This is a genomic window from Vibrio sp. D173a (genome assembly GCF_030248475.1).
The window spans coordinates 1-26391 of the sequence record NZ_JAHGAH010000238.1 but is presented as its reverse complement, the minus strand read 5'-3'; the positions used below and the strand labels follow the sequence as shown (position 1 = coordinate 26391).

Annotated in this window: 17 protein-coding genes; 12 read left to right on the top strand and 5 right to left on the bottom strand. The window is 44.6% G+C overall.

The annotated features are described in order from the left end of the window. The first annotated feature begins 62 nt into the window (after positions 1-62). Complete coding sequence (locus KIV40_RS21495; RefSeq protein ID WP_005428008.1) at positions 63-836, top strand: RelA/SpoT domain-containing protein; 774 nt, start codon at positions 63-65, stop codon at positions 834-836. Positions 837-972: 136 nt separating this feature from the next. Here KIV40_RS21495 and ihfA read toward each other — a convergent pair whose 3' ends face one another. After that, positions 973-1269, bottom strand: coding sequence for an integration host factor subunit alpha (gene ihfA / locus KIV40_RS21490; RefSeq protein WP_005427969.1), 297 nt, complete (start codon positions 1267-1269; stop codon positions 973-975). 526 nt (positions 1270-1795) lie between these two features. On the opposite strand from ihfA, the gene KIV40_RS21485 reads away from it, so the two are divergent. Then, complete coding sequence (locus tag KIV40_RS21485) at positions 1796-2674, top strand: AEC family transporter (RefSeq protein ID WP_285351215.1); 879 nt, start codon at positions 1796-1798, stop codon at positions 2672-2674. Between the two features lie 91 nt (positions 2675-2765). Beyond that, the gene (locus KIV40_RS21480; protein WP_285351214.1) at positions 2766-3509 is read left to right on the top strand and encodes a metallophosphoesterase; all 744 of its coding nucleotides are present in this window, start codon (positions 2766-2768) and stop codon (positions 3507-3509) included. A gap of 178 nt (positions 3510-3687) precedes the next feature. Here the strand turns inward: KIV40_RS21480 and KIV40_RS21475 are convergent, their stop codons facing one another. Then, complete coding sequence (locus tag KIV40_RS21475) at positions 3688-5823, bottom strand: condensation domain-containing protein (RefSeq protein WP_285351213.1); 2136 nt, start codon at positions 5821-5823, stop codon at positions 3688-3690. 409 nt (positions 5824-6232) lie between these two features. Between KIV40_RS21475 and KIV40_RS21470 the strand changes: the two genes are divergently transcribed. The 6 genes from KIV40_RS21470 to KIV40_RS21445 all read left to right on the top strand — a co-directional run bounded on the left by KIV40_RS21470 (position 6233) and on the right by KIV40_RS21445 (position 15475). After that, on the top strand, positions 6233-7177 hold the full coding sequence (locus KIV40_RS21470) for an iron chelate uptake ABC transporter family permease subunit (protein WP_285351212.1): 945 nt from the start codon (positions 6233-6235) through the stop codon (positions 7175-7177). After that, positions 7174-8133, top strand: a complete 960-nt coding sequence (locus KIV40_RS21465) for an iron chelate uptake ABC transporter family permease subunit (RefSeq protein ID WP_285351211.1) — start codon at positions 7174-7176, stop codon at positions 8131-8133. The genes KIV40_RS21470 and KIV40_RS21465 overlap by 4 nt, the downstream gene beginning before the upstream one ends. Before the next feature lie 56 nt (positions 8134-8189). Further along, entirely contained in the window at positions 8190-9173 is a 984-nt protein-coding gene (locus KIV40_RS21460; protein ID WP_012127837.1) for a siderophore ABC transporter substrate-binding protein, read from the top strand. A 138-nt stretch (positions 9174-9311) separates the two neighbouring features. Next, positions 9312-11504 (top strand): TonB-dependent receptor, encoded by a 2193-nt coding sequence (locus KIV40_RS21455; RefSeq protein ID WP_285351209.1) that lies wholly within the window; start codon positions 9312-9314, stop codon positions 11502-11504. 75 nt (positions 11505-11579) lie between these two features. Beyond that, on the top strand, positions 11580-14708 hold the full coding sequence (locus KIV40_RS21450) for an amino acid adenylation domain-containing protein (protein ID WP_285351208.1): 3129 nt from the start codon (positions 11580-11582) through the stop codon (positions 14706-14708). Positions 14709-14710: 2 nt separating this feature from the next. After that, positions 14711-15475 (top strand): thioesterase II family protein, encoded by a 765-nt coding sequence (locus KIV40_RS21445; protein WP_048814115.1) that lies wholly within the window; start codon positions 14711-14713, stop codon positions 15473-15475. A gap of 103 nt (positions 15476-15578) precedes the next feature. Here the strand turns inward: KIV40_RS21445 and angU are convergent, their stop codons facing one another. Together angU and KIV40_RS21435 are read right to left on the bottom strand one after the other, a co-directional pair. Then, positions 15579-16904, bottom strand: a complete 1326-nt coding sequence (gene angU / locus KIV40_RS21440) for an anguibactin biosynthesis histamine N-monooxygenase AngU (RefSeq protein WP_285351205.1) — start codon at positions 16902-16904, stop codon at positions 15579-15581. Positions 16905-17020: 116 nt separating this feature from the next. After that, positions 17021-19897, bottom strand: a complete 2877-nt coding sequence (locus tag KIV40_RS21435) for a condensation domain-containing protein (RefSeq protein WP_285351204.1) — start codon at positions 19895-19897, stop codon at positions 17021-17023. A 591-nt stretch (positions 19898-20488) separates the two neighbouring features. Between KIV40_RS21435 and KIV40_RS21430 the strand changes: the two genes are divergently transcribed. From KIV40_RS21430 to KIV40_RS21420, 3 genes are all read left to right on the top strand, one after another. Beyond that, positions 20489-21649 (top strand): histidine decarboxylase, encoded by a 1161-nt coding sequence (locus KIV40_RS21430; protein WP_012127831.1) that lies wholly within the window; start codon positions 20489-20491, stop codon positions 21647-21649. Positions 21650-21768: 119 nt separating this feature from the next. Beyond that, complete coding sequence (locus KIV40_RS21425; RefSeq protein ID WP_285351201.1) at positions 21769-23373, top strand: ABC transporter ATP-binding protein; 1605 nt, start codon at positions 21769-21771, stop codon at positions 23371-23373. Beyond that, positions 23370-25043, top strand: coding sequence for an ABC transporter ATP-binding protein (locus KIV40_RS21420; protein ID WP_012127829.1), 1674 nt, complete (start codon positions 23370-23372; stop codon positions 25041-25043). The genes KIV40_RS21425 and KIV40_RS21420 overlap by 4 nt, the downstream gene beginning before the upstream one ends. Positions 25044-25124: 81 nt before the next feature. On the opposite strand, the gene KIV40_RS21415 is transcribed toward KIV40_RS21420, so the two are convergent. Beyond that, the gene (locus tag KIV40_RS21415; RefSeq protein ID WP_285351198.1) at positions 25125-25991 is read right to left on the bottom strand and encodes an isochorismatase family protein; all 867 of its coding nucleotides are present in this window, start codon (positions 25989-25991) and stop codon (positions 25125-25127) included. Between the last annotated feature and the right edge of the window lie 400 nt (positions 25992-26391).

Sequence of the window (26391 nt, the reverse complement as noted above, 5' to 3'; positions counted from 1 at the left end):
ATAGGTTCTTAGTGACCTTTTCGTTACCCATTTTCTAAGTGCAAGCAAGTTAAGGAGAGTGAATGAGCTTATTTCTACGTACTACAGCATTGATGCTTTTAGTACTAAGCCGTGCGCCGGCGTTCGCCGCACTTCCAAATGTCCCGAGTAACGAGCAAGACCGTTCTGCTAGCCAAAACGAAGTTTGCTCAAAATTGTTCAAGCATAGCCTTAGTGGTTTGTATGGCATTCAGTCAATCGACTCCAAACCAACTCAACCTTATTCAGATTTCGATGTACTTTACAGCAAAGCTCACCAAGCACAATTCGAGTTAGAAACCATCTGTAAAAGTACTGCCCTTCTTACTGACGCCCAACCTTACTTCGCAGGCGTTAAATCTCAACATCGTGCCGAAGAAAAGATTGCTCACGAATTGGATGGTCAAGTAGAGCGAATTACAGACTTAGCACGAGCAACTATCGTAGCGGATGACGTAGCAAGCCTTGTATCCGTATATGAAGCACTAGAACGTGAAACAACTATCGTTAAAGTGAAAAACCGCTTTAAGAAACCAACCGCATCTGGTTACCGTGACTTAAACTTACTGGTACGTCTTCCTAAAACGAATTTGATTGCTGAAGTTCAACTGCACCTTAAAGCCATTGCTGACGTGAAAAGTGGTCCAGAGCATGACTTGTATGAACAGATCCAAAAGATCGAACGACAAGCGTTAGTGGAAGGCCGAAGCCTCAACGACATCGAGACGGCATCGATTCGTAACATGCGTACTCAATCGAAAAACTTGTACCAAGAAGCTTGGCACCCATACCTAACAACACACTTAGAAGCTGCGTAAGCGAGCAGTTTCTACCCTCACTAATACTAAAAAGCCACCGTAATTGCGGTGGCTTTTTATTTGTTCTTTAGCAAGTACCGGAACACACAAACAAAAAGACCACGACAAAGCGTGGTCTCATTCCATTTCACATGGCTTACTGGTCTGCCTTTAGGTTCTCTACGCGAGCTTTCAACTTCTGACCCGGGCGGAACGTAACGACACGTCGAGCAGTAATAGGGATATCTTCACCCGTTTTCGGGTTACGACCAGGTCGTTCGTTTTTGTCACGAAGGTCAAAGTTACCAAAACCTGACAGTTTTACCTGTTCGCCACTTTCTAGTGCCTTGCGAATTTCTTCAAAGAACACTTCCACCGTTTCCTTGGCGTCCCGTTTACTAAATCCCAATTTATCAAACAGGTTTTCTGCAAGTTCGGCTTTTGTGAGCGCCATAAAACTTTCCTCAAAGCTATGTTAAACAATGCTACCTTAGTGTAGCGCCAGAGCAGTTTTACCCTACCATTTCAACAACATATCGGGGTTACATTTGGAAGTGTATGACAAGCTTATGATTTTCGCCAACTTTTTTCTTTGCTAATATACCGAATGTTTCATCATCGAAGTACTTTACCCACCACCAATACCATATTTTACTTTAATTACCTCTAAACTATGGGAATTATCCAGTTCAATAATCTAAATTTTCAAATAAAAACAAGATTATTCACTATTTAATAAAAATATCAGATACTGGTCATTTTACAAACAACTGACACAAAACCTCTTAATTTTTCAGTGGTTTGAGTCACTCTACAAATAGATCTGACCAGTTGTATTCATTGGAGTTTTTATTCTGTTTCTGCTGTTCCAGCAGAAAATGAAACCTTGAACAAAGACAAAGTTCTGTGTCCATCACCATGACGATGAATGGAAAGATTGATACTGTTTGCGCATTCTATCCCATCGTCAGAGTACCAACATGCTTCACCAAGTCGTCAGTATTCTATTCCCTGTTTTTGCGTTGGTTTTTGTTGGGTATTTAGTTGGGCGCTACATAAAGCCAGATTTCCGCCCGATCAATCGCATCAATATGGATGTGTTTACACCAGCACTTGTATTTTCATCGCTAGTCAGCATGCCGATTGATATGGGCCAAGTTCCTCTTTTACTTGCTGCTATTATTGCCGTTGTCATACCTGGTGTTGTGATGATACCTATCGCAAAGCTAAGCGGGCTATCCTTCAAAACATGGGCACCACCACATATGTTTAGAAATAGCGGAAACCTTGCCATCCCGTTGTTCACTTATACCTTTGGGGAATTGGCTCTCCCTTCTGCGGTACTCTTGTTCGTTGTCTCCGCCTGTTTGCACATCAGCCTAGGCGTCATGCTGCTTAGTAGCGGCAATCCGCTCAAGCAAATCATCAAGATGCCAATTTTCTTATCCGCTACGCTCGCATTAGTGATTAACCTGTCCGGGGTTAGCGTTTGGAACCCGCTTTACGAAGCTACCGCATTACTTGGTCAAGCTGCTGTACCGGTTATGCTGCTCTCATTGGGCGCACAAATGCTCAATCTAAGGCTCGGTGGCCTGAAGGTTGGTCTGATGTGTACGTTACAATCACTTGTGACAGGAGCAGTAGCGTTTGCAATTATTTATTGGTTGATTCCACTGCCTGCGATGCAACTGCAAATGATGGTGTTGTTCACCATGCTGCCACCAGCCGTAATGAACTATTTGTTTGCCGAGCGGCTGAACATTGAGCCAATGACCGTCGCTTCAATGGTTCTGTTTGGGAACTTTTTCAGCATAATCACGTTACCGTTATTGCTGATGTTTATTCTTTCGCTCTCTTAGCGATGCCTAATCATTCACTTTACGATTGCAGCCATCAAGTTGAATGTTAGACTGGCAGAAAAATAGTAATTACCCCGCGTCCCTAAACGATATGAAGTCCATTATCCAGATCAGTGATTGTCACTTGAGTGATAAATCCAGTTTTGAGAACTTACGTAAAGCATTGCTTCTTGCCCAAGGTGACGCGTCTTGCGATACCCTTTTGTTTACTGGTGATCTTTGTTGCAATCCTAGACCCGGTGACTATCACGCGTTCGTTAATATGGTAGAGGCTCACGTCGAGGGGAAAAACATCTTCGCGATTGCTGGCAACCACGATGATGCAAAATTGATGAAGCAAGAACTGCTCGGCAGTAGTATCAAAGTCACCGATAAAGCGAGAATTCACAATCGTGAAGTCTTGTTCTTAGATTCCAGCACCAAACCGCTTGATAGGCGCCATCCTCTGGGCTCTGGCAGGATCGATAAGCGCGGAATCGCGCGTTTGACCAAGCAACTTCGCGACACAACCAACCCAATTATTGTTGTCCATCATCCTATTATTCCCGTCGGTTCAGAATGGATGAAAGCCATTTGCTTAGAGAACGACGCGAGCTTACTTAGATTGTTGGCCGAACATCAGGTTCGAGACATTATCTGCGGACATGGCCATGATGCATTAACGGCCACACAGCGAGGCGTCACCCAACACATGGCACCGGCGACAGCCTACGGCTTTGATCACAGCATTAAAGAATATAATCGAAGTGAGCAAATTGGCGTGAATAAGCTTTGCTTCGAAGATGATGGTATCACCGCGACACCCATTTGGTTACCGCGTAACGAATCAAAATAACCAATTAAGCTATAGGTCGAGTGTATAGACTGTTCCGATACTCAACAAACAGGAACTAGGCCTACATCAGCCCAGTTCCAATTTCAGCGCTCGATAAGCAGCAACAACCTTCTAAGTTCCAATGACCATTGGTTCCACAGGTCATTGGTTCTACAAGTTATTGTTGCTATCGCTGGATTTAGGCTAATTCGTGCTTAAACACAGTTTGATTGGTTAGAAGGTCTTTCATTTTCTGACCAATACTTGCTATTTGTTCAGCACTGTAACGTGCGGTCTGATAAGTCACGATTAAGCGTAAGGTTCGTTCACCATCGACAACATTCTCCATCATCTCGAAGTGCAAGCCAAATAGCGACTCAGTTTTATTCGGTAGAATTTGCTGGTACGCAATTGAATCACCATCAGGCTGTTCCAAAGCGCCGTATAGTGCATTATCTGCATGAATTTGAGCGTAAACGTCGAACATAAGTCCATCTTTAGGATCTAAACCAAGTTCCCGCTGTACTCTATCGATAGGAACCGTTGCATGTGGCATCGAGTCATTAATGGTTTGAGTGACCTCTTGAACCAATTCAACAAAGGACTGTTCAGGTTTAAACATCACACGGTGCGCAACCATGGTCGTAAAGTACCCTACCGAATCGAAATACTTCGCCTCGTCTCGTCCAGATGCAGATGTACCAATCACAAGATCTTTTAAATTGCCGGCTTCGTGGAGGGCTTGAGCAATTGCCGAGTATACGACACTAAAAATCGACGAGTTTTGCTCTCTTGAGATCGAAGAGACAACCTCATGCGCATGCGTACCTAAATCAATTTCCAACCAGTTAGCTTCAATTGGATTGATATCCGCAGGCAGCTGACCAACATCTGACGTGGCTAAATCCAACCCGCGAGTCGCACCTTGTAATCGTTCAAGCCAGTAAGCAAGATCCACTGCATTGACGCCACGCTCCCTTTGAATGGTGGCATAATCATGAATAGAATTCGCTGGTTTATCCCACGTAGGCTCTAAACCTTGAACACGTGCTAAATAAGCTTTAGAAAGTTCCGGCATCAGATTATTCAATGACCATTCATCAATCACCATATGATGAATAAGGAAAGAAAGAACTTGTTGACCAGTCTGCTCATCTTTAAAGAAGCGAACTCGTAGAGGTAACTCTTTACCTAAATCAAAAACGTAAGCCGCTTCGGATTCCAAGCTTGCGTAACCCGCCTCTGAGCTGTTCCAGAACCATACATAGCTTGAAAGATCCTGTTCTGGAATCACACGCTGAACGGCTCCACCGTCCATATCAACGAATAGCGTTCTTAGCCCAGTATGACGAATCAATAGGTCTAGAAATGCGAGTTTAAATGCCTCCTCATCAACCTCAGCATCAAAACGCATGGCAAATGGCAAATTGAAGATCGCACATTTCCCAGTGGCAATGTGTGCATCCCAAAGGAACGCTTGCGCGAATGACAGTGGCGCGCCCTCATCCGATATTGAGCGTTGTGAGATACCCTCTTCTTCAAGCATGGAATTTGAGGCAGATTGATTTAACGAAGCACATTCGGCAAGCGCTTCAGCACTTGGGAATTTGAAAAAATCATTAAAGCTGATTTCGATACCATGATTGTTCATCAAGTTACCGATAATTCGCGTGGCCAACAGAGAATGTCCACCGACTTCAAAAAAGTCGTCATCTAATTCAATACTAGAGTCATCAAGGCTCGTTCTAAACTCAGTCAAAATTATATCTTTAATATTGTCATTAGAACCACTATGACAATTAAACTCAGATAAATCGACTTCTTGAAAAACTAAGCTGCTTACCAAAGAATCCTTATTCAGCAAGTCATAGTTACTCTTGAGAAAATTAATGACATTAAAGTCACTTAATTGATTTTCAATTATAGGATGCCTGACGATAAATACGAACTTTTCTTGCTCTGTTTCTACGATAACTAATCTAAATGGAGATTGATGTTCAGGTTGCCATGTTGTCGTTTTCAGGGTTTCAATTAGCTCTGAGAGTTGTTTTTTTGGAATTTGTATAACACTACTTATCTGCTCGCCTTCTGTATCGAGCCATTTTTCCAGCTCAAATTCTTCAGAAAATCCATAGCGTAAATTGAGCCCATAATCTTCGATGGCGAGCTTTTTAAATGCCTCTTCAATAAGCCAGCTTTTGCTACTACTATCAATAATATAGCAATTAAACAACCATGAGATGCTTTCTGGTTCTTGAAGCTGCTGCATCCATATTGTTTCTTCAGCGTCGGTGATTGGTAATCGCTTTTTTGTTTCTTCTGTGACGTTATACATATAATTCTGACTCTTTTTTAACCGCTCAATAGGCAGACAAATATTTTTTCAAGTTTATGCATTTAACTGTATACGAATTCGATACAATAATGATAGGATTAATTATCATTTAGATTTGCATTTCACGTCAAGCTAATAATAAATCTGAGTTAAAAACACAAATTCTTTCACTCAGATCTTTAGCCTATTGATGGGAAATCTCAGTATATATCTCAGTTTAAATGCCGAAAAAGGCTTTTTGAGAGTGAAGTTGTGACCTTATTATTCAGCAATAAAAAAGAAGCCGACATATTTTTAACAAACAATCAATATCGACGTGGAATATTATTTTTTCGTATCCCATACCATTATTTCCATTCAATAGTATTGAAGGGCACCTGTCTCTTATTTATTTCGGACTGCATGCCGTATGAACGCTAAAATTATCTTTGTTTTCTTTTTATTGTGTATCGTTTCCATTTTTATTGGCGCCAATCCAATCGATTGGTCACTACTGCTGAAGATGGACGAAAATGCTTGGTTGCCGATTACTGCTAGCAGACTTCCGAGGTTGGTTGCGTTGATTCTAACAGGGGCCGGCTTGGCGATGTGCGGCGTCATCTTGCAACACATCGTCAGAAATCGTTTTGTAGAGCCTGGGACTACCGGCGGCCTAGATGCTGCCAAACTTGGTATTTTGGTATCGATCGTCATGTTGCCAAACTCAGATAAGCTTGAGCGCATGATTTTTGCTGTCGTATTTTGCTTTGCAGCAGGGCTCATTTACATCGCGATCGTACGAAAAATTAAATTCAGTAATTCAGCATTGGTCCCAGTCATTGGACTGATGTTTGGCAGCGTATTGAGCGCAATCGCTGAATTTTACGCTTATCAAAATAACGTTCTTCAAAGCATGTCTGGCTGGTTAATGGGAGACTTTTCTAAGGTCGTACAGGAACACTATGAGATCATTTACCTGATCTTACCCACCACTCTGTTGACCTACTTCTACGCAAATAAATTTACCGTCATGGGCATGGGAGAAGATGCAGCATCTAACTTGGGTATTAACTTCGCAACAACGGCAGCTTTAGGTCTGATGCTGGTTTCCTTGACCGTTGCTGTGACCGTCGTGACCGTCGGGGCAATTCATTTTGTCGGTTTAGTGATCCCAAACCTTGTCGCACTAAAATATGGCGACCACCTGAAAAACACACTGCCAATCTTGGCATTGGGTGGCGCATCACTGCTTATTTTTTGCGATGTGATAAGCAGACTTGTGGTCTTTCCTTTTGAGGTTCCGATCGGCCTTACCGCGAGTGCGATTGGTGGCACCCTATTTCTTGTATTGCTCCTTAAAGGAGCACGTGCATGAAAGCTCTTAACACAAACACAAACACAATTGTCACGGTGATGCTGTTGAGCATCCTATCTATGACTTTTGTTTTCGTTAACTCCGGATTGGATTTTGATTACATCATACCGAAAAGGCTCATTAAGCTCGGAGCGATCTTTGTGGGCGGTAGCTGTGTCGCGATTTCCGCAGTTATTTTTCAAGCCTTGGTCGGCAACCGAATTTTAACGCCATCAATCATGGGGTATGAGTCTGTTTACCTTGTATGGCATTCCCTACTTTTGTTGATTGCAGGTACTGCAGGAAGCGCAGCGCTTGGTGTCATCGGTAATTTCGCTATCTCAACACTGCTGATCCTTTTGTACTCATTTGCGATTCAATTCTGGGTTCTCAAGAAGTTTCAACGTGATATGCACCAAGTGCTTTTGATTGGCTTTGTGCTCACGATGGTTCTAACAACCATTGCCCAGTTCGTCCAACTTAGAATCAGCCCTGGTGAGTTTTCGATACTTCAAGGGCTCAGCTATACGTCATTTGAAAGAGCAAAACCTCCTACCCTGCTCTTCGCGTGTACGGTGTTAAGCGTATTCGCATTCTTTGTAAAACGATGGTCTCGTGAATTAGACGTCATTGGGCTTGGCCGAGACCAAGCAATGTCATTAGGCCTTAGCGATAAGCACTACATTCCAAAATATTTTGCTGTCATTGCAATACTCGTCGCTATTTCGACCAGTTTAATTGGCCCTACCGCATTTATGGGGATTTTCATCGCCAACATCGCTTATTCGACTTCCAGATCATCGAGTTATGGGCAGGTACTGTGGGCGGCTTGTGCTATTGCCATCATCATGTTTCTGACGGGGCAGCTCATGGTCGAGCATCTATTTAACTATAAAACCACCGTCTCTATCTTGGTCAACGTGCTTTGTGGTGGGTATTTTCTCGCCATCACAATCAGAGCTAGAAGCCAGATTTAAAAGACTGTAACTCGCCTTTGAAAAGGCAATCTAACGACAACAAAAGGAAATGTCTCATGTTTAAAAGCACTCTAAGCTTGAGTGTCGCTCTTGCTTGCTGTTCTCTTGGTGTATTGACGGCTTGCGAGCCCACTGCCGCAATTGCTAAAACTCAAGCCGCCCAGCCACTCGATACTCCAATCGTGATCGAACACAACCTTGGTGAGACCGTAATTTCAAGCCGTCCGCAACGAGTAGCGGCACTAGACATGAACGAGGTAGACTTTTTAGATCAGTTAAATGTTCCGATTGCGGGAATGGTCAAAGACTTTATCCCTCACTTCCTCGAAGCGTACAAAGAATCGCCGGAAATCGTCGACCTTGGAGCAATCGTTCAGCCAAACATGGAAAAGGTCTACGCTTTAAAGCCTGACCTTGTGTTAATGACGCCACTTCACACCACCCAATATGAAGAACTATCCCAACTCGCACCGACTTTGCACTTTGACATCGACTATCGCAATAGCCGCGGTCATCACGTTGATGTTATCAAAAAGCACCTTGTTGACTTGGGAGAGATCTTCGGCAAGCAAGAGCTAGCACAGCAGAAGGTTTCAGAAATAGATGCAAAAGTTGCTGAGGTTCGAGCTGTCACCACAGAGCGTCCAGAGAAAGCCCTGGTGGTGATGCACAACAACGGAGCCTTCAGTTCATTTGGTGTCGAATCTCGATATGGTTTTGTCTTTGATGTATTGGGCGTAAAGCCAGCAAGTGAGAAAGTCGAAACCAGCTTGCATGGTCAGCCGATTTCCAGCGAATTCATTAGCCAAGCCAACCCAGACATTCTTTACATCATCGACAGGACCGCAGTGATGCAAGGAAAGCCAATAATAGATGCAGAACATTTGGCAAACCCACTCCTTCGCCAAACAAAGGCATGGAAAAACGGTCACGTCGTTTTTGTTGATCCAGATGCTTGGTACATCACTTCTGCCAGTGTGACGTCTCTAAAAATTGTCATTGACGACGTCATCAAAGGTTACGAAAGCTCAGCTTTATAGCAAATCGTTTTGTAACGAATACCTAAATAATTAAGTACTTTACAACAATAAGTTGGGCCGCAAGTAGCCCAACGATCAAAGCCGTCTCTGGCATCAGGACAGATGTGAGCCAGCCTAAGTAAGAACAAGGAAATAATAATGACTCATAACTATCATCAGATAGCAGCGAATTCTTCAACAAAGGAACTTAACGGAACACTAAGCCCAAGTCGCGTTGCACTCGTCATCGCGCTTCAACTTGGTGTGTCTGCACTACCAATTAACCTTGCACATGCCGATGAAATCGAATCAGACGAATCCATGACGGTATTTGGCGAAGCCAATAAAGGCTATGCTGCTGGTAAGATCTCAACCGAAAGCAGCCTAGGTATGCTGGGCGACAAAGACTTTCTCGAGACACCATTCAATGCGCTCGGGTACACGGACAAACAAATTCAAGACGTACAAGCCCAAGATATTTCGGACGTGATCTCAGCGACGGATCCATCCGTTTTCACAAGCGGCGAAACAGGCTTAAATAAAGAAAGCTTTAAAGTACGAGGATTTAACCTCGATGTCGGCGATGTCATGTTTAATGGTCTTTACGGCATTGCGCCTTATTACCGTGTTAGCCCAGAGATGTTTCAGCGTGTTGATGTACTAAAAGGCCCATCTGCACTTCTCAATGGTATGGCTCCAAACGGCTCCGTTGGAGGCTCTGTTAATCTTGTCACCAAGCGCGCAGCTGAAACACCAACCACTGCCTTTACGCTTAACTACTTATCTGACGCCCAATTCGGTGGACACATCGACATCGGCCGTCGTTTTGGAGCGAATGATCAATTTGGCGTGCGTTTCAAAGGGGCATTTAAAGATGGTGACACAGCGGTGAACCATCAGAGCAGTAAAACGCAGCTCGCTGCATTGAGCCTGGACTGGCGCAACAATATTGCCCTCGTAGAAGCCGATTTTTATTACAGCACTGAGCGAGTTGATGGCGCGAACCGAGGCCTAAGCATCGCTCCCGGCGTGAAAGTTCCACCACCACCTTCATCCGACACCCTTTTAGCGCCAGACTGGGCATACAACGACAGTAAAGATAAAGGTATGATGATTCGTGGCGAGCTCGACGTTACTGACTCTGTCACGCTCTATACTGCGCTAGGAGGAAGTCGAACTGATTTCGATTCCAATGTTCCACAAAGAATCAAAATTATTGATAACTCAGGCACGCTTGAAGTCTCTCAAGGCGCAGTAAAGTTAGACAGTAAACGTACATCAGGTGATGTTGGGGTTCGTAGTGAATTTTATACGGGACCAGTTGAGCACTATCTGGTACTGAATGGTACTTACTTTAGAGAAGATAAACACGACGCACCAGCCGGGAACAAAGGGCCTGAGTCTTGGAAAACAAATATCTACGATCCAGTTTGGGGGCCAGCGCCTTCTGGCTATGACAATTACTACCAATTACCGGCTGATTCAACTCTCGTGAGCTATGGAATCGCAGACACCCTCTCTTTTGCTGATGGCACCTACCAATTAACACTGGGCGTTCGTCATCAAAGCATCGACTTTGAATCCGGTATTGTTATGAATGGTATGTCACTACCAACCACAAAACTAAAAGAAAGTGCTGTCACCCCTGCCGTTGCGTTATTGTACAAAGTATCGAGCTCTGCCTCACTATACGGTAACTACATCGAAGGCTTAACCAACGGTAAAACAGCACCGAGAGGATCTGCGAATATCGGAGAGGCATTCGCGCCGCAGAAAACCAAACAAATCGAAGCCGGGCTAAAACTTGATCTTGATGACTTTGCCCATACCTTCAGCCTGTTCGAGATCAAAAAGCCAAATGGATATCAAGATCCTGTCACTGATATCTATTCATTTGGCGGTGAGCAACGTAACCGTGGTGCTGAATGGGGCTTCTACGGTACCGTACTTGAAGACTACACACTAACAGGTGGCGTTGCATACACCGATGCCGAAATTACCAAAGCAACCGACGTGACGACTGAAGGTAAACAAGCGACAAAGCAACCAAAATTCCAAGCAAAGCTCGCACTGGAGTGGAACTTACCTGCGATGCGTGATCTCACACTTATTGGCCAAGCTAACTACATGTCTGAGCAATATATTGATGCGCAGAACACGCAATCATTATCAGCACAGACGATTTTTGACCTTGGTGCTCGATACAATTCCACCATCGCAGACACCAACGTTGTTTTGCGTCTTAACGTCAATAACGTGACCGATGAAGACTACTGGACAAGCACACATTACGCCACCCTTGCGCTAGGTGCACCACGTACAGTGATGTTATCAGCCACTGCGGATTTCTAGTCCTATCCTCTTACGCCCTTAGCTATCTGACTAAGGGCTTTTTCTTTTCTGCTTGGCTTTTTAAGAGAGTTCACAATGACACAAAGCGAACCATTACCTTTCCATCAAGAGGCAGCATTACCTTTAACCTCATATCAAAGCTGGTTGCTATCCACTCAAAGGCAGCGCAGCGAACAAAGGTCGATAGCTAATTTTATCTATCAAGAATTTGATTACACAAATACATCTTGGGACACCTTTAAACCTTGCCTAGAGGTTTTAATTAACCATCACCCGATGCTTAAGGCCACTATCAGCGACGACTTCTTCCTCCAACAATCTAACAAGCATCATGTAGACGCGTTCGCCGTTAATGACTTAACCACTGCTTCTGAAGAAGAGGCTATTGAAAAGCTGAAGCACGTCCGCACTGAACTGACAACAAGCCGTTCGTCCGCAACGGTTTACTTGGTCGTGAGCCTTTTGCCATCAAATACCATCAGGCTGCACGCTCGTTTCAACTCTGTTGTCGTCGATATGCCAAGTGTGATGCTGTTTTTTGAACAACTTGCTCAAATGTTACAGGGCACAAGTCTGAGCTTTGCTACTGAGGAGCAAGTATTCGTATCGCATCAACAGTTGGTCGATAGTGAGTTGGTCAAGACACCATCGAACAGCAGTAACGACTGGGAAGAACATTTACTCAATCTACCAAGTTCCGCTAATGTCCCAACGCTTTGTGAACCGGAGAAGCTGATTGAGACAGGCGTAACAAGGCGAACATTAGCGTTGCCAACAGACAAATGGCATCGGATAGTCAAATACAGCCAAGCCTATGAGGTTACATCAGAACTGACATTAGCGAGCGTGTTCGCCGCAGTACTCTCCCTGTGGGGGCAACAGAGAGAGATGATGTTAAGGTTTGATTGCCATAAAAACACAGCTCACCTTGATGTTATGGGTCAATTTACTCAGCCGCTATTGGTCAGCCTATCAGGAATCAATCAGCGTTTTGTTTCACTTGTAAAAGAGAACCAAAGTCACTTCGAACAAGCTCAATCGTTTCCAACCATGGCGATTTTCCCACTTGTCCAACAATTAGCAAAGTTTTCAGAATCCCATCGCTATCCAGCCAACATCGCTTTTTCTAGTCAGCTATCAACCGTCAATCAAAAACCAGTATGGGGCTGTTACCAATCAGCAAATACATGGCTCTCCCTGCATGCCACTATTTCACAAAATGGGCTCGAATTGCATTGGGACAGTCAGGATGCCCTTTTCCCAGCAGACATGATACAAGATATGCTGTGTACCTTCTCCGAACTGCTCGAACATCTCAGCCAAGCGGAGAGTCACTGGAATCAACCTTTACCCGTATCGCTGCCTAAAAATCAAATCTCGGTGCGTCGTACTATCAACAACCAAGATAACCAACCTCTGCCAGAAGGTTTACTCCATCATGGTTTCTGGGAAAACGCCGAGCGCTTCCCTAATGCTACGGCAGTTATCCACGGCAAAATTTCACTCAATTACCAAACGCTAGCGGACTACGCAGAGCGTTGTGCTAAGACATTGACACTAGCAGACGTTGAACCGGGAGATCGTGTCGCGATCAGCATGGATAAAGGTATTGGCCAGATTGTCGCGGCCTTGGGTATTTTGTATGCAGGCGCTATTTATGTGCCGGTTTCTCTCGATCAACCCAAGGAAAGGCGTGGAGGTATTTATCTAGGCGCAGGTATCAACGTGGTCATTACCGACGATGCGGCTGTGACAGATGCCACATCAACCGACGGCTTCACTTACCTCACATGGCAACACGCGATAGAAAACAGCCCACTGGACAAGTCTCCAGAAGTAGACCCAGAGCAGCCAGCTTATATCATTTACACTTCGGGCTCGACAGGCACACCAAAAGGGGTGGTGATTTCTCACCAAGGTGCTCTCAACACCTGTATCGCCCTGAATCAACGTTACCAAGTCGACCATAACGATCGTGTGCTTGCTCTCTCAGCGCTTCACTTCGATCTCTCTGTTTATGACATCTTCGGCTTATTGTCCGCTGGTGGTGCGGTTGTGTTAGTGAATGAATCGGACAGAAGAGACCCAAGTGCTTGGTGTAAAGCGGTTGAAGATCACAACGTCACGATGTGGAATAGCGTTCCAGCCCTTTTCGATATGCTTTTAACCTACTCTACGTGTTTTAACTCCAAGGCCCCTTCTCGTCTTAGGTTAACCATGCTGTCAGGCGACTGGATAGGGCTCGATCTTCCTGCTCGTTATCGCCAGTATCGTTCTGATGGGAAATTCATCGCAATGGGTGGGGCGACCGAGGCGTCGATTTGGTCTAACGTATTCGATGTTGAGCAAGTCCCGAATGACTGGCGTTCTATCCCCTACGGATACCCTTTACCAAGACAGCAATATCGTGTGGTTGACGAGCTGGGGAGAGACTGTCCTGATTGGGTACCCGGAGAGCTCTGGATTGGCGGTGATGGCGTAGCACTCGGGTATTTTAATGATGAGCCGAGAACCCAAGCACAATTTTTAATACTGGATGGCCAACCTTGGTATCGAACAGGAGATATGGGGTGCTACTGGCCTAATGGCACGCTCGAATTTTTGGGACGCCAAGACAAACAAGTCAAAGTCGGTGGCTACCGCATTGAGCTAGGTGAAATCGAAGCCGCACTTAATACGATTCCTCAAGTGCAGCGAGCAGTTGCATTGGCAGCAGGCAAAAAAGATAAGACACTCGTCGCTTTTGTTGTTACGGATTCAGCACAAACGGCAACTAAACCTCTGAATACTGAGGACATACAACGCCAGTTGAAGGACCAATTGCCAAAATACATGCTGCCTCAACGCATCCTATTGCTTGATGCATTGCCTCTTACCGCCAATGGTAAAGTTGATCATAAAGCACTCGCTCAGATGACAAGTCGTAAAAAAAGCCAATGTTCGAACTCAGAAAAGCCATTGGTTTCTGACAGCGAACTCAAAATAGCAGAGCTTTGGGGTGATGTACTCGGGCAACAAGCATTCCATAAGCTCAGTGACTTTTTCCAATCTGGAGGTGATGCTTATCGCGCAGTTGAATTGGTTCAACGCTGTCACAAAGCGGGATACCCGATCAAATTGTCGGTATTGTATCGTTACCCCACGCTCGAAGCGCTCGCTCTCATAATGGAGAGGTGCAAAATCACAACACCTCAAGGAGCGTGATCATGAGTCCTTTAGTGACTATCGCAACTGCTGAGACACATTGCGATACACATTATGTAGTGTGCCCTTTCGCAGGAGGTGGCAGCCGAACTTTCACAAGCTGGCGCAAGCTCAACCTCTCGAATGAATCCATTTCAGTGATGGTGTATGCAGGTAGAGAAGCACGAATTGACGAGCCCGGCATTGAGACCATCGAATCACTGGCCAAGGAGCTAGTTCAAGCCCTACTAGCGAGTAGCCTACCAATCGAAAAGACCGTTATCATTGGCCACAGTATGGGTGCGCAAGTGGCGTATGAAGCGTCGAAGCAACTCATTCAATTAGAACGATTGCCGCAAGGTTTGGTGATATCGGGATGCCAAGCGCCTCATATTCGGGGGCGGAGATTGATAGGCGACTGTGACGATCAAGCTTTTATTGAGAACCTGGTTGATATGGGAGGATGTGATCGCAGTCTGCTCGATAACCCACAATGGTGGTCGATCTTTTTTCCTGCTTTACGAGCAGATTTCACTGCAACGGAGAGGTATCTGTTCCCGTCAGCACCGGATGATCAAGCTAAACTTTCTATCCCAACACTTTTAATATCAGGAGATCGTGACTCTGAAGCGTACTTTGCTGAAGTAGATGATTGGAAACTCTGGTGTAATGAAGTGCGCGATCATCTTGTTGTCGAAGGGGCTCATTTCTATGTCACTGAGAATGCTCAAATGATGATCGACTGTCTAAGGGTTTTCTCGAACGAACTGAAATGTCCACAAATCTGAACAAGTTAAGCTTAAATGCGGCGTGACTCATCAACGCCAAAATAACGACAAGTAAGGGCATGTAATCTGAATGGTTGCATGCCCTATTATTTCAATTAGCCAATCAATGTGCCTCTGGAGTGCCGTAAGTTTGGAAAGCCGACTTCTTAGGTAAACGATACACTTCTTCGCCTAACACCGTATTGATGATTGAAGCGTTTCGATGAGCACCAATCCCCAGGTCGGGACCACCGACGCCATGTTGGAAGACTTCTGGATTTTGGACAAAGACGTGTCCAACCCCCTGATCACAACGTTGGGCGGAAAAGTCCGATTCGACAATCAAATCGCCATGCTCATCCACGGCTAACACCGATCCTTTCAGTGCCTCCAACCATGCTGGCCATTGATGCGTGTAACCTGTCGCACAAATGACAGCATTAGTATGAAGTGTGAATGCTTCTTCCTGCTGTGATTGATAACACGACACCGCAAATACATCAGAGCCGTCGATAATCTCAATATCATTCACCTGACAGTTAGAATACAAATTCAGTCCCGGCTCTCGCCCTCCTATCGAACGCTCATAAAGTAAGTCAAAGACATCCGCGATGGTATACCCACTTATCCCTTTATATAGTTGCCCTTGTCCTTCTACGATGTTTCGACGTTTCTCACGTGAAAGCGTGTGAAAATAGTCCATGTATGCTGGAGTAAAGCACTCTTGGCCGAGCTTAGATGCTTCCATCGGATGGAAGCCAGCAGAGCGAGTTACCCAATTAACCCTCGCGCCGCCTTTGATCTGCTCATCAGTCAAATCTCGATATAAGTTGAGAACACACTCCGCTGCACTTTGGCCCGAACCTACCACGGTGACGCTGTTACATTTAGCCAATTCCTCGCGCATGTGTGCAAATTTAGCAGAGTGCTGAATCAACGGGTGAGCAGCATGGCTTGCCCACTCCGGTAGCCAAGGTGCAGTACCAACACCGATCGCTAGATTTCGACTGTAACGTTCTTTAATTCCACCGTCAGTCGATTCACTTTGAACCTTAAAGCACTCATTTTCTTGAGAGTATTCAACACCGACAACATTTTCACTGTAGGTACAGTTTTCTAGTTGCTCAGCCGACCATTGACAGTAATGGTTATATTCGCTGCGCGGCACAAGGAACGTTTCATAATAGTAAAATTGGTACAAGCGATCATGTTGTTTGAGATAGTTTAAATAGCTTAACGGATGAGTAGGATCGGCCATAGTGACCAGGTCGGCCAAAAAAGGAACCTGTAAAGTTGCACCCGGTAATAACATACCACTGTGCCAATTAAATCCATCCCGCCGCTCAATAAACTCGGTGTCGAGCTTAGGTTGATGAGCAGTTAAAGCAGCAAGCCCTAGGTTAAATGGTCCTATTCCAATACCGACAACATCTTTTATTGTTATATTCACTTTTTCTCCTTGATACGAGATGAAAACGTTATGAATTGTGGGAGGCGAAAACCTCTGGAATGGCAAGGTCAGGACCACCACCCCAGAAGAAAATATGCTACTAAATCAATGATGTGTTAGGTTTCGACCTCGAAACCCTGAGTTAAAGCGAGCGCTTTTACCTCTGCAGCATCTTTACAGCGAATAAGCTGCATCGGTGGCAACTCCACCCGTAGCACTTTATTTAATTCAGTACTGATTTGTTTTAGATGATTAGGCCTCAAACCCAACTGGGAAAAAGGCAGGCTCTCTTTGGTCTCATCAGTCACTGGTTTACCAAGCACCTGACAATAGACATCAAAGATAATCTGTTCGGTTGAGTCTTCAGCAGCCACATCGCTGAGCGGTCTATCGAAGAGCTCTATCACTCTGGACTCCAAAGGCTTGAGAGTTTGCTCAGGGGCAGTTTCAAACAGAGAAGTCTCAGCCATATAGCAGAAAGTCATATCGATATGATCCAATATCATTTTTACCTGTTCGTCCGCCACGGCTTCGCTGGCATAATCAACGCTGAACATAATCGAGCCACCAGCCATCGCAACAAAACGCACATCCATTGCAACTTGAGGAGTTTGTGTCAGCCCACGCTGAAGTTGCATCGGAGCATTCTTACTGAGCGTTGGCCACGATAAACCGTTTGTTATCACAATCGGCAAAGTTGGCCCTGGTCCACATCGTTCAAATAAGGTACGAGCCAGATCAACCCCAGAAAAGGCGAGATGTTCGAGCCCTTCTAACGTGTCTGCTTGCAAGCTTTTGGCTCGCTGAAGATAATCGCTTTGTGTCGCTTGCCATTGAACAGCAATAAAACTTGATTCACTTGAGTATGTCGCGCTCACCACTGGCAACACCGGAACCGCAACACACAACTTTCTACCATTCACATGCGAAGATATCGCCTCAAGAGCTGCTGACATCATCATGGTATTCTTGTAAAGCCCCTGCTTGCCTCCCACCCGGACGAGCTTTTTCACCGTCTCTTTATCAATCTCAAGACTCTGTCTTTGGTAACGAGAACAAGGAATCAAATCGAGTGATTTATGCCAAGGGAATTGCATCGGTTTATCAACAGATTTTAATTTTTCCAGCCAATAGTTTTCGTCTCTATGGCGAGTAATCTTCGGGTCTTCTGTCGATAACTCGGGTTCAATATGCGGTAAGTAAGGCGCTTCACCTTCAAACAACTCCACCAACAGCGCAGCAATAGAGCGAGCATCGAGGATTAACGCATCAAAGCGCGCGAACACATGAGTGATACCATCCGGAAGCGCAAACATTGTGAGATCCCATAGCGGTCGCTCTAAATCAAACATGGCGTGGCTGTAATCATGCCTGAAGCGTGCTAACTCAGTTTCTACCCTGTCTTTTTCTGTGCAAGATAAATCATGCAAAGTCAGGTTCACTTGTGGGCATAGGCTAACTTTGAGCTCGAGTGATTTACTATCAATATATTTCCTCAAGCTTGGGTATCGGATGACCATTTCTGATAGCCTGCGACGGATAACAACTGGAGAAAGCGTACCTCGATATTCAAGGAGCTCCTGCATCGCAACTCCGCCTAATGGCATCTGCGTCGTTCGACCTAATAAATATGCGCGCTGCATCGAGCTCAGCTCCGCAGTTAAGTCAGACTGGCATACGAGCTTTGAGTGCAAACTGCCCATCGAAGCGGTCAATAATTTAGGGTTGGAAATGACGCTTTTGGTGAGAGCCACAAAGTGATCAAACATCGCAGATGTCCATTCCTTTGGTAGGGCTTCTTGTCGGACATCCCAATTAATCATGATACCACCATCAATGCTCACTACTTGTGAATCCAGTGCAACCTGAGAGCCTTGAGAGATAGTCCAATTCATCTTGCCAAAATGTTTATGGACACGACAGGAGAAAAGATCACCACTCGGTAAATCAAGAGCAGAAGTAAAAACAACCGGCGCTAACTGGGCACTACCATGATGCAACGAAAGATCTCGCATCACATTCACACCGTCATAGAAGCTATGACCAAGTAACGGCCCCATTTTTTCGGCGACAGAGTGGCAAAAATCGATCAGCGTGTCGGCCTGCGTCATATCAACACTGAGCACAACAAAGTTGACGAAATCGCCGACAACCCTTTCTGTACCCTGCGTTATTGGTGGCCGCCAAAATACTGGAACGTTAATCCTAAAAGCTTCATCGCCTGTCGCCGTGCCTAAGGTTGTTGCGAAAAAACCTAGCATCAGATTAGCGGGCGTGATTTTGTATTGCTTTGCGAGAGAGAACAGAGTGGATCGCTGTTCAGAATCAAGCCAAGCGGTGTAGTGCTCACTTGTAATTTGACTTGGGTTGCCTTCAGGAAATGGCAAGGAGGGTGCTGGCGCAATACTTTCTAAATGAGCTTTCCACCACGCTCGGTCGACTTTTCGCTGTAGCTTGAGTTCTGGCTCTTCTTTTGCGAGATTATGCCACGCAAAAAAGGACGGCTTATCATCCGTATCAAATACACCGCCTTCATAAAGCGTCGCTAAGTCCTCGATTAAAATACGACAGCTATCTGGATCGATAGCAATCATATCGGTATCAATATGAAAGCGAAACTCATCATCAGGTAATAAACTCACTGAGAACTTTGCGGCTTGTCCTTGTGTTAAATCAAGCTTTTGATGTGCCCATTGGTTTCTTTTTTCACTCAAGGAATCAGTTAATTTATCAGTCGATAACTGACTAAAATCATCTACCTCTAAAATGTTTCCATTGGGCTCATCGATAATAGAACAGGTGCCTGAGCTATCAACCTTCAATCGCAACATTTCATGCCGTTTATATAATTTTATTAAAGCAGCGTGAAGTTTTTCAAGGTTAATATTCTTGCCATCGAATTCGGTATAAAGGTGGGACGCAACACCACCAAGTTTAGCGTTCGCATTTCTTCCAAACCAACATGCAGCCTGCATTGGTGTTAAATCACTCATCTGCTTTCACTTTGTTGACAATCAATCGGTAAGGCGCCATTATTTTGCAAACAATAATCATTTACAATAAAAATGTTAATATTATTATGCAGATAAGGCTTAGGAATTGCTAAGACAGGAATCTAGTGTGTTAAATGTTCCTGCTGCGTGATCTATGCCTCCAGTGGAATAAAAATAGATTGACATATAAATAATATGAAAGATTGTTAAGGAGGTTTACTCTGATTAAACCAATATTTCGTAAATAGTTTGGTACTCTTAATCTCTTACTCTTAAAGTAATAAGCATGCTGTATAAAAATAAACGTACTCATTTCTGTAAATAGAGTTCTACTTGTTATTTTATACTGTTATTTTTGACATTAATAATGGGCATGACCGCCGATAAAATAAGCCACCATAAAGTAACCTTTACGCTAATAGCAATTTAATCATTAGCAAGCTAGCTGTTCATTTTTTAATAAAAACAACCAACTCTATAAATACAATACTTTCTTCTTCAGAAACCATATAAATAATAATGATTAAGGTTTATTCGTACATCAACCACTTGTACTTTAAATCATTAAAATAAGACTCAACAGGCGACACAATGAAACTATCCGATGAGGATCTAAGCAGACTTAACGAGTTCTGGCTTTACTGCAGCAAAAACCAATATTTTAACGTCGGGTATCCTGAATCTGCTGATTTTGATTATTCCGAACTAGAAAAGTTTATGAAGTTTTCCATCAATAACTGTGGAGATTGGAGAGAAGAAAGCAATTACAAGCTCAACTCCTTCGACTTTGAGAAAGATGTCATGCGTTACTTCTCCCAGTTGTTCAACATCCCCCACCAAGAAAGTTGGGGCTATATTTCTAACGGTGGTACCGAGGGCAACCTGTTTTCCTGTTATTTAGCGCGTGAGCTCTTTCCAACGGCTTATCTCTATTACTCTGAAGAAACCCACTACTCGGTCGATAAAATCGCTAGATTACTTAACATCCCATCGCGCAAGATCCCTGCTCTATCAAATGGTGAAATAGATTATCAACAGCTCGTAACTCAAATTGAGCGAGACCAACAAGGCAATCCCATTATCTTTGCTAACATTGGTTCAACTATGCGAGGTGCTATCGATGACATTGGAAGAATACAGAATGACCTCGCTACTCTAGGGCTCGACAGGAAAGATTATTATATTCATGCCGATGCCGCATTAAGTGGGATGATCCTACCATTTGTGGATCAGCCACCACCCTACTCGTTTCAAGATGGCATTGACTCCATCACGGTATCCGGACACAAAATGATCGGGTCACCGATTCCATGTGGGATCGTGTTAGCCAAACAGCATATGGTTGACCAAATTTCCGTGGAAGTGGACTACATCTCGTCACGTGATCAAACCATCAGTGGTTCCAGAAATGGCCATAGCGCACTATTCATGTGGACTGCAATCAAGAGCCATTCATTGTCAGATTGGCAATCTAAAGTGAAGCTTTGTTTGGATATGGCGGACTATACCGTTCAACGCCTGCAAAAAGCGGGCATTGAAGCATGGAGAAATAAGAATTCGAATACCGTCGTTTTTCCGTGTCCGTCTGAGCCGATTTGGCGTAAGCATTCTTTGGCCACCTCTGGGGATGTTGCACATATTGTTACTATGCCGCACCTCAACAGCACTGCACAATTAGACGCATTAATCGATGATGTCATTTTCGACTTATCGCCCGAATACGGTCTTGGGCATGTCATCGGACAAAACTAAATCATCACATTTAACAATATCAGTTAAGAACATCAGTTCAATAGGCTTAATATGAAAACAACTATTCACCTAACCTTGATTTCTTCATTGATACCTCATGGCTTGAATGAGGTAAGAAAATGATGAATAAGATCATTCAGCACTACATCACACCAACCTTACTACCCGCTTTGCGGCCTTCAGTGGCTAAGCTTTCTCTTGGCGTTCTCTGTGAGGTATCTGCCGCGGTGGCAAAGCTAGGTGCTTTATTGTGCTTAATCCAACTCATCGATGATCTTTCAACTCATTGGGTTTACACCGCGATTGGGCTTTGGGTAATCAGTGCCATCATCTCCTCTTTAGGATCTTGGTTAGTGCACGATGCCGAATCCCTGTTTTCCAATCGTCTACGCCGTCAGGTAGCGCAACACTTGGTTCGCTTACCAAGTAAAACCATATCTAGATACGGCGACAATCAGTTGCGTCGCTTGGTATCAGAGGACATCAATACACTGCATCATATGGTGGCCCATTTACCAGCAGAGTTAGTGACATTCATTGTCGTACCAGCCTCATCCATTGCCATTATGTTGAGTCTCTGCGGACCAATCGCGTTGTTTACACTCTTACCCGGTTTGATTGCGTCACTATATTACTTAGTGTTTTTGCCCAGATTTGCCGCCAAGCATGGCGCTGAGCGAATGACTATAATGGGAGATATTGTAACCGCAGTGAATGACTATACTAGAGGGATAAGAGTTAACCGTATCTACGGTACTCAAACGGGCGCACTCACCAATTATTATGACGCTACCAGACGCTTCACTCAGGGCATTGTAAAGTGGGTAGGAAGTGTTGCTCTTCCTGCCGCCATTGCAATCGCTTTGTTGCAAGCTGTCGCCACTTTCGCGATTGCGTACACCATTGCCTACCAGTTAAGCCCTGCCGCTATGGCATCCGTGTTCTTTTTTGGATTAGCTGTCGTCACGCCAGTTCTAAAGCTTGGACACGGACTGGACTACGTTACAGCAGGCAAACATGCCGCTAAAAACATCAGTGACTTCCTGCAACAAGCCCCTATTGCCAGCGGCAAGCTCAATTGCAAATCTCAGCCTCAAAAATTACAAGCTTCAAACCTAGTAGTCGTCAACGACAAAAAAACGGTCATCGATAATCTTACTCACGATTTTGTACCAGGCTCCTTTACCGCAATTATGGGACCAAGTGGAGCAGGAAAAAGCACCTTACTGCGTATTTTGGCAGGGCAAGAAACACCGGCGCATGGCAGTGTATCACTAGGGCGTGAGGAACTATTCGAGCTTTCCGAAGTTGCGCGCTATTTCGCTATACGTTATGTCCCTCAGGACAGCGGAGTGCTTAAAACTACCATTAGGGAAAACTTACTGTTGAGTTCACCAGACGCCAATGATGATGAGTTACGTCTCGCACTCTCACTCGCTCGACTAGAACTTGATCTTGATACTGACGCCAGCTTGCTATCTGGCGGTCAGCAGCAACGTATCGCATTAGCGGGCGTTTTTTTGAGTAATGCCAATGTAGTTCTGCTCGACGAGCCCACCAGCGCTCTCGATGACGATACCGCTGGCGACATCATCAGAAGCCTAGCCGCACTTACTAAACAACACAATAAGACGCTACTCATGGTGACCCATGATTCAAAGCTCGCACAATTGGCTGATTTCACCCTCACATTAAGTGGCCAACGACAGGATGAAGAAGTATGACACCTAAAAATGCCGTTTCTTCCAGCTCAACCATCCCATTAAACGCTAAATCTCGCTTGTATCGAGTCGCGCTGGGTTGGACTTTTGTGGCTCTATTCGAGGCCGTCGCTTATACCTTTCTTGCGATATCCATTGTAGAACGAGCAGAACCACTTAACGTGATGATAGCCGCTGCCCTTGCCGTACTTGTCACCGTGCTAGTCACACGTTCTGGATTTCTTTCTGGAGCTAGATTAGCTGGCGATCTTTACACTGCTGTGGGACGCTCTCTAAGTAGCGCTAAACTTGCATGGTTTAACGAGCAGCATCGCACGCAGCTCAACCAACTGGCTGAGCGTGGTATCCCTGGGTTTATGGCAATCCCTGCCCATCAGTTACAGACATTCTTACATGCTCCACTACTGCCGGTTTGCTTAGTTTTTGGCATTGGCATCGTAGGAGGCATCCAAATTGCACTGTTGAGTGGTGCTCTGCTAGTCGTTGCTTTATCAGCTCAATTTATGGCACAACGCCACCTTAGTCGCTCAGATAAAGACAGAAACAGTGCAGATGTGCAAGCGACAAAGTCAACACTGGAACTTATCGACCATTTTGATTTACTTCGCTCAACAGCAGGACCAAAACGCGCAATAGAACGTATTGATCAAAGCTGGCGTGCCCAAGAGAAGGTGTACGCAGGGATAAATCAAAGCGCATCAGTTGCAACTTTCATCTCCACATTGGCCACCATTTTGCCACTCGCTGGCCTTGCCACTTATCTGGTTTGGATGCAAATAGATCAACCCTTGCTCATCTTAGCGCTATTAATTTTGATTACCCGAGCGGCGGCACCGCTTGGTGAGCTAGCGCTGGCAGGCTTTGCTATCAATGATGTCAAAGCCTCAATGAATAACTACGGTCAACTAACCAATGTCCCTACCCTTCCGGAAGCGACTGGTAATAATACGGCCGTTCCATGCAACCATAAGTTCGAGCTCGATCATGTTAGCCATCAAGGCTTATTTGAGAATGTCAGTTTGGAAATCAATCAAGGCGAAACGGTGGTAATTAATGGCATCAGTGGCAGTGGTAAAAGCACATTACTCGGTCTGTTTCTGAGGTTTGATGACCCGAATAAAGGTTCTATATCCCTTGGTGGTATCGACCTTAAAGACATCCCATACGAGTCTTTCATCCAGCATATCGCTTACGTCGCGCAAGATCCGATTATTTATACCGGAACGCTGGCAGACAATATTCGTTTAGGTAATCCAAAAGCAAATGACAAAGAGGTTGAGAAGTTTGCTAGATACGCAGAACTGAATGAGCTTATTGACTCTTCAGAAGAAGGTATTCATCAATCAGTCGGTCATAAAGGCTCTGGGCTATCTGGTGGTGAAAGACAGCGAGTGGCGATTGCACGAGCTCTGATCAAAAAAGCCCCTATCCTCGTGCTCGACGAAGCGACGTCGGCTTTGGATGAAGCCACTGAGATTAGAGTTGCTGAATATATCCATCATTTGAACGCAACAGCGATTATTGTGACACACCGAGACCTAAAAATTTGGCGTCCAACAGTCGAACTCACTATAGATAACCAAATGGTAAATGTGCAGAAACATACGGCTGAAACTGATCGTAAAAAAATGAAGTTGGAGCATGAATCTGATGCGCTAGCGATGAGCGTTTGATCTTAGTAATCCAAAAAAATCAAAGCGCCCCTATTTTATACAGAGGCGCTTTTTATACAGGGCCATAGAAATAAACGTCTTTTAAACGGTAACTTGCGTCGCCTCCCACCAGTCTTTGATGGTATGTAGAGCCACCATTTCTGCCAGTTCGACATTAAAACCTAGTGCCTTCCAGCGGCTGTGCAGTGTCATTACTCGAATTGAATCCAAACCAAGGAAGATAAGATTTTCATCAACGTCCACCTCATCCAAATCAACGTCAAGTATATCCGCGACATCCTTCCTCATAGACTCTAAGCTGAAAGCGCTTGATGAATCTGATGGCTTCATCGTTTTGATAAATTCATTAACGGATTTCACACACCCGCTTCTTCCAGCGACATATTTGAGAGTATGAAGATGATCTTCTTCGGAGAAATCCGCGATCGCATCACCAATAACGAAAGGTTTGATGTCTAGCATAAACGCATCCAACGCTGTCGATAAAATGCCAATATGGCCGTACACACCAACAATGATGAGCTGATCTCTTTGCTCTTCTTGCATCCAGTGATGTAATGGCGTTTTCTTAAATGCACTATAACGCCACTTGGTATATTGAATATCACCAGCTTGAGGTGATACTTCTGGAGCAATATCAGTATCTTGAGTTAGACCTCCCCCCCAGAAGTCGGTCAGAAGTGCCCTCTCATTCGGTTCTTGATTTGCAGGCTGAGCAGTGTAGATAACTGGGATATTTGCCGATCTGGCATTGTCTAGAACCTTGCTAACATTCTCCAAAAGCTCTGGTACTGGTGACTTCGTTTTATCAAAGAAGTTGAGGAAATAAGTCTGCAAATCATGAACTAAAACAACAGCCTTCTTAGGATCTATTTTCCAATCTACTGTGTTTTCTGGAAATGTCTCTAACTGAGGGATTGTATATGAGGCGATCTTAGGAATAGCCATTTAGTTATCCTTATCTGGAGCGATTACTACAAAATATGGGACAAGCGAGCCCAAAACAACAATTATGATAATCAATATCATTCTCATCAATTCTAAGCCAATAGTTGATATAAGATCAATTGCTTATATGGAATTCATTCCCCAAAACGCAATTCAATAATTGAATTGGCTCATCGCTCACAACTTCACTCAGATCAGCAGATACAAAAAACCCTGCCAAACTGGCCTGTCTCTTATACACAAATCCCCAAGCTTGTAGCTTGGGGATTTTTTTTGAACTCTTTCAAGTGTGTGTGATCTGATCACTTAGCAATCATTACTGAAACACTAAGATGACACACTCAGACGCTAAACTTTGGGCACAAGAACAATTTGGACAAGCACAACTTAAAGACCCTCG

Coding starts and splice junctions, on each gene's coding strand:
- KIV40_RS21495 (WP_005428008.1), top strand. CDS start 63: ATGAGCTTATTTCTACGTACTACAGCATTGATGCTTTTAGTACTAAGC.
- ihfA (WP_005427969.1), bottom strand. CDS start 1,269: ATGGCGCTCACAAAAGCCGAACTTGCAGAAAACCTGTTTGATAAATTG.
- KIV40_RS21485 (WP_285351215.1), top strand. CDS start 1,796: ATGCTTCACCAAGTCGTCAGTATTCTATTCCCTGTTTTTGCGTTGGTT.
- KIV40_RS21480 (WP_285351214.1), top strand. CDS start 2,766: ATGAAGTCCATTATCCAGATCAGTGATTGTCACTTGAGTGATAAATCC.
- KIV40_RS21475 (WP_285351213.1), bottom strand. CDS start 5,823: ATGTATAACGTCACAGAAGAAACAAAAAAGCGATTACCAATCACCGAC.
- KIV40_RS21470 (WP_285351212.1), top strand. CDS start 6,233: ATGAACGCTAAAATTATCTTTGTTTTCTTTTTATTGTGTATCGTTTCC.
- KIV40_RS21465 (WP_285351211.1), top strand. CDS start 7,174: ATGAAAGCTCTTAACACAAACACAAACACAATTGTCACGGTGATGCTG.
- KIV40_RS21460 (WP_012127837.1), top strand. CDS start 8,190: ATGTTTAAAAGCACTCTAAGCTTGAGTGTCGCTCTTGCTTGCTGTTCT.
- KIV40_RS21455 (WP_285351209.1), top strand. CDS start 9,312: ATGACTCATAACTATCATCAGATAGCAGCGAATTCTTCAACAAAGGAA.
- KIV40_RS21450 (WP_285351208.1), top strand. CDS start 11,580: ATGACACAAAGCGAACCATTACCTTTCCATCAAGAGGCAGCATTACCT.
- KIV40_RS21445 (WP_048814115.1), top strand. CDS start 14,711: ATGAGTCCTTTAGTGACTATCGCAACTGCTGAGACACATTGCGATACA.
- KIV40_RS21435 (WP_285351204.1), bottom strand. CDS start 19,897: ATGAGTGATTTAACACCAATGCAGGCTGCATGTTGGTTTGGAAGAAAT.
- KIV40_RS21430 (WP_012127831.1), top strand. CDS start 20,489: ATGAAACTATCCGATGAGGATCTAAGCAGACTTAACGAGTTCTGGCTT.
- KIV40_RS21425 (WP_285351201.1), top strand. CDS start 21,769: ATGATGAATAAGATCATTCAGCACTACATCACACCAACCTTACTACCC.
- KIV40_RS21420 (WP_012127829.1), top strand. CDS start 23,370: ATGACACCTAAAAATGCCGTTTCTTCCAGCTCAACCATCCCATTAAAC.
- KIV40_RS21415 (WP_285351198.1), bottom strand. CDS start 25,991: ATGGCTATTCCTAAGATCGCCTCATATACAATCCCTCAGTTAGAGACA.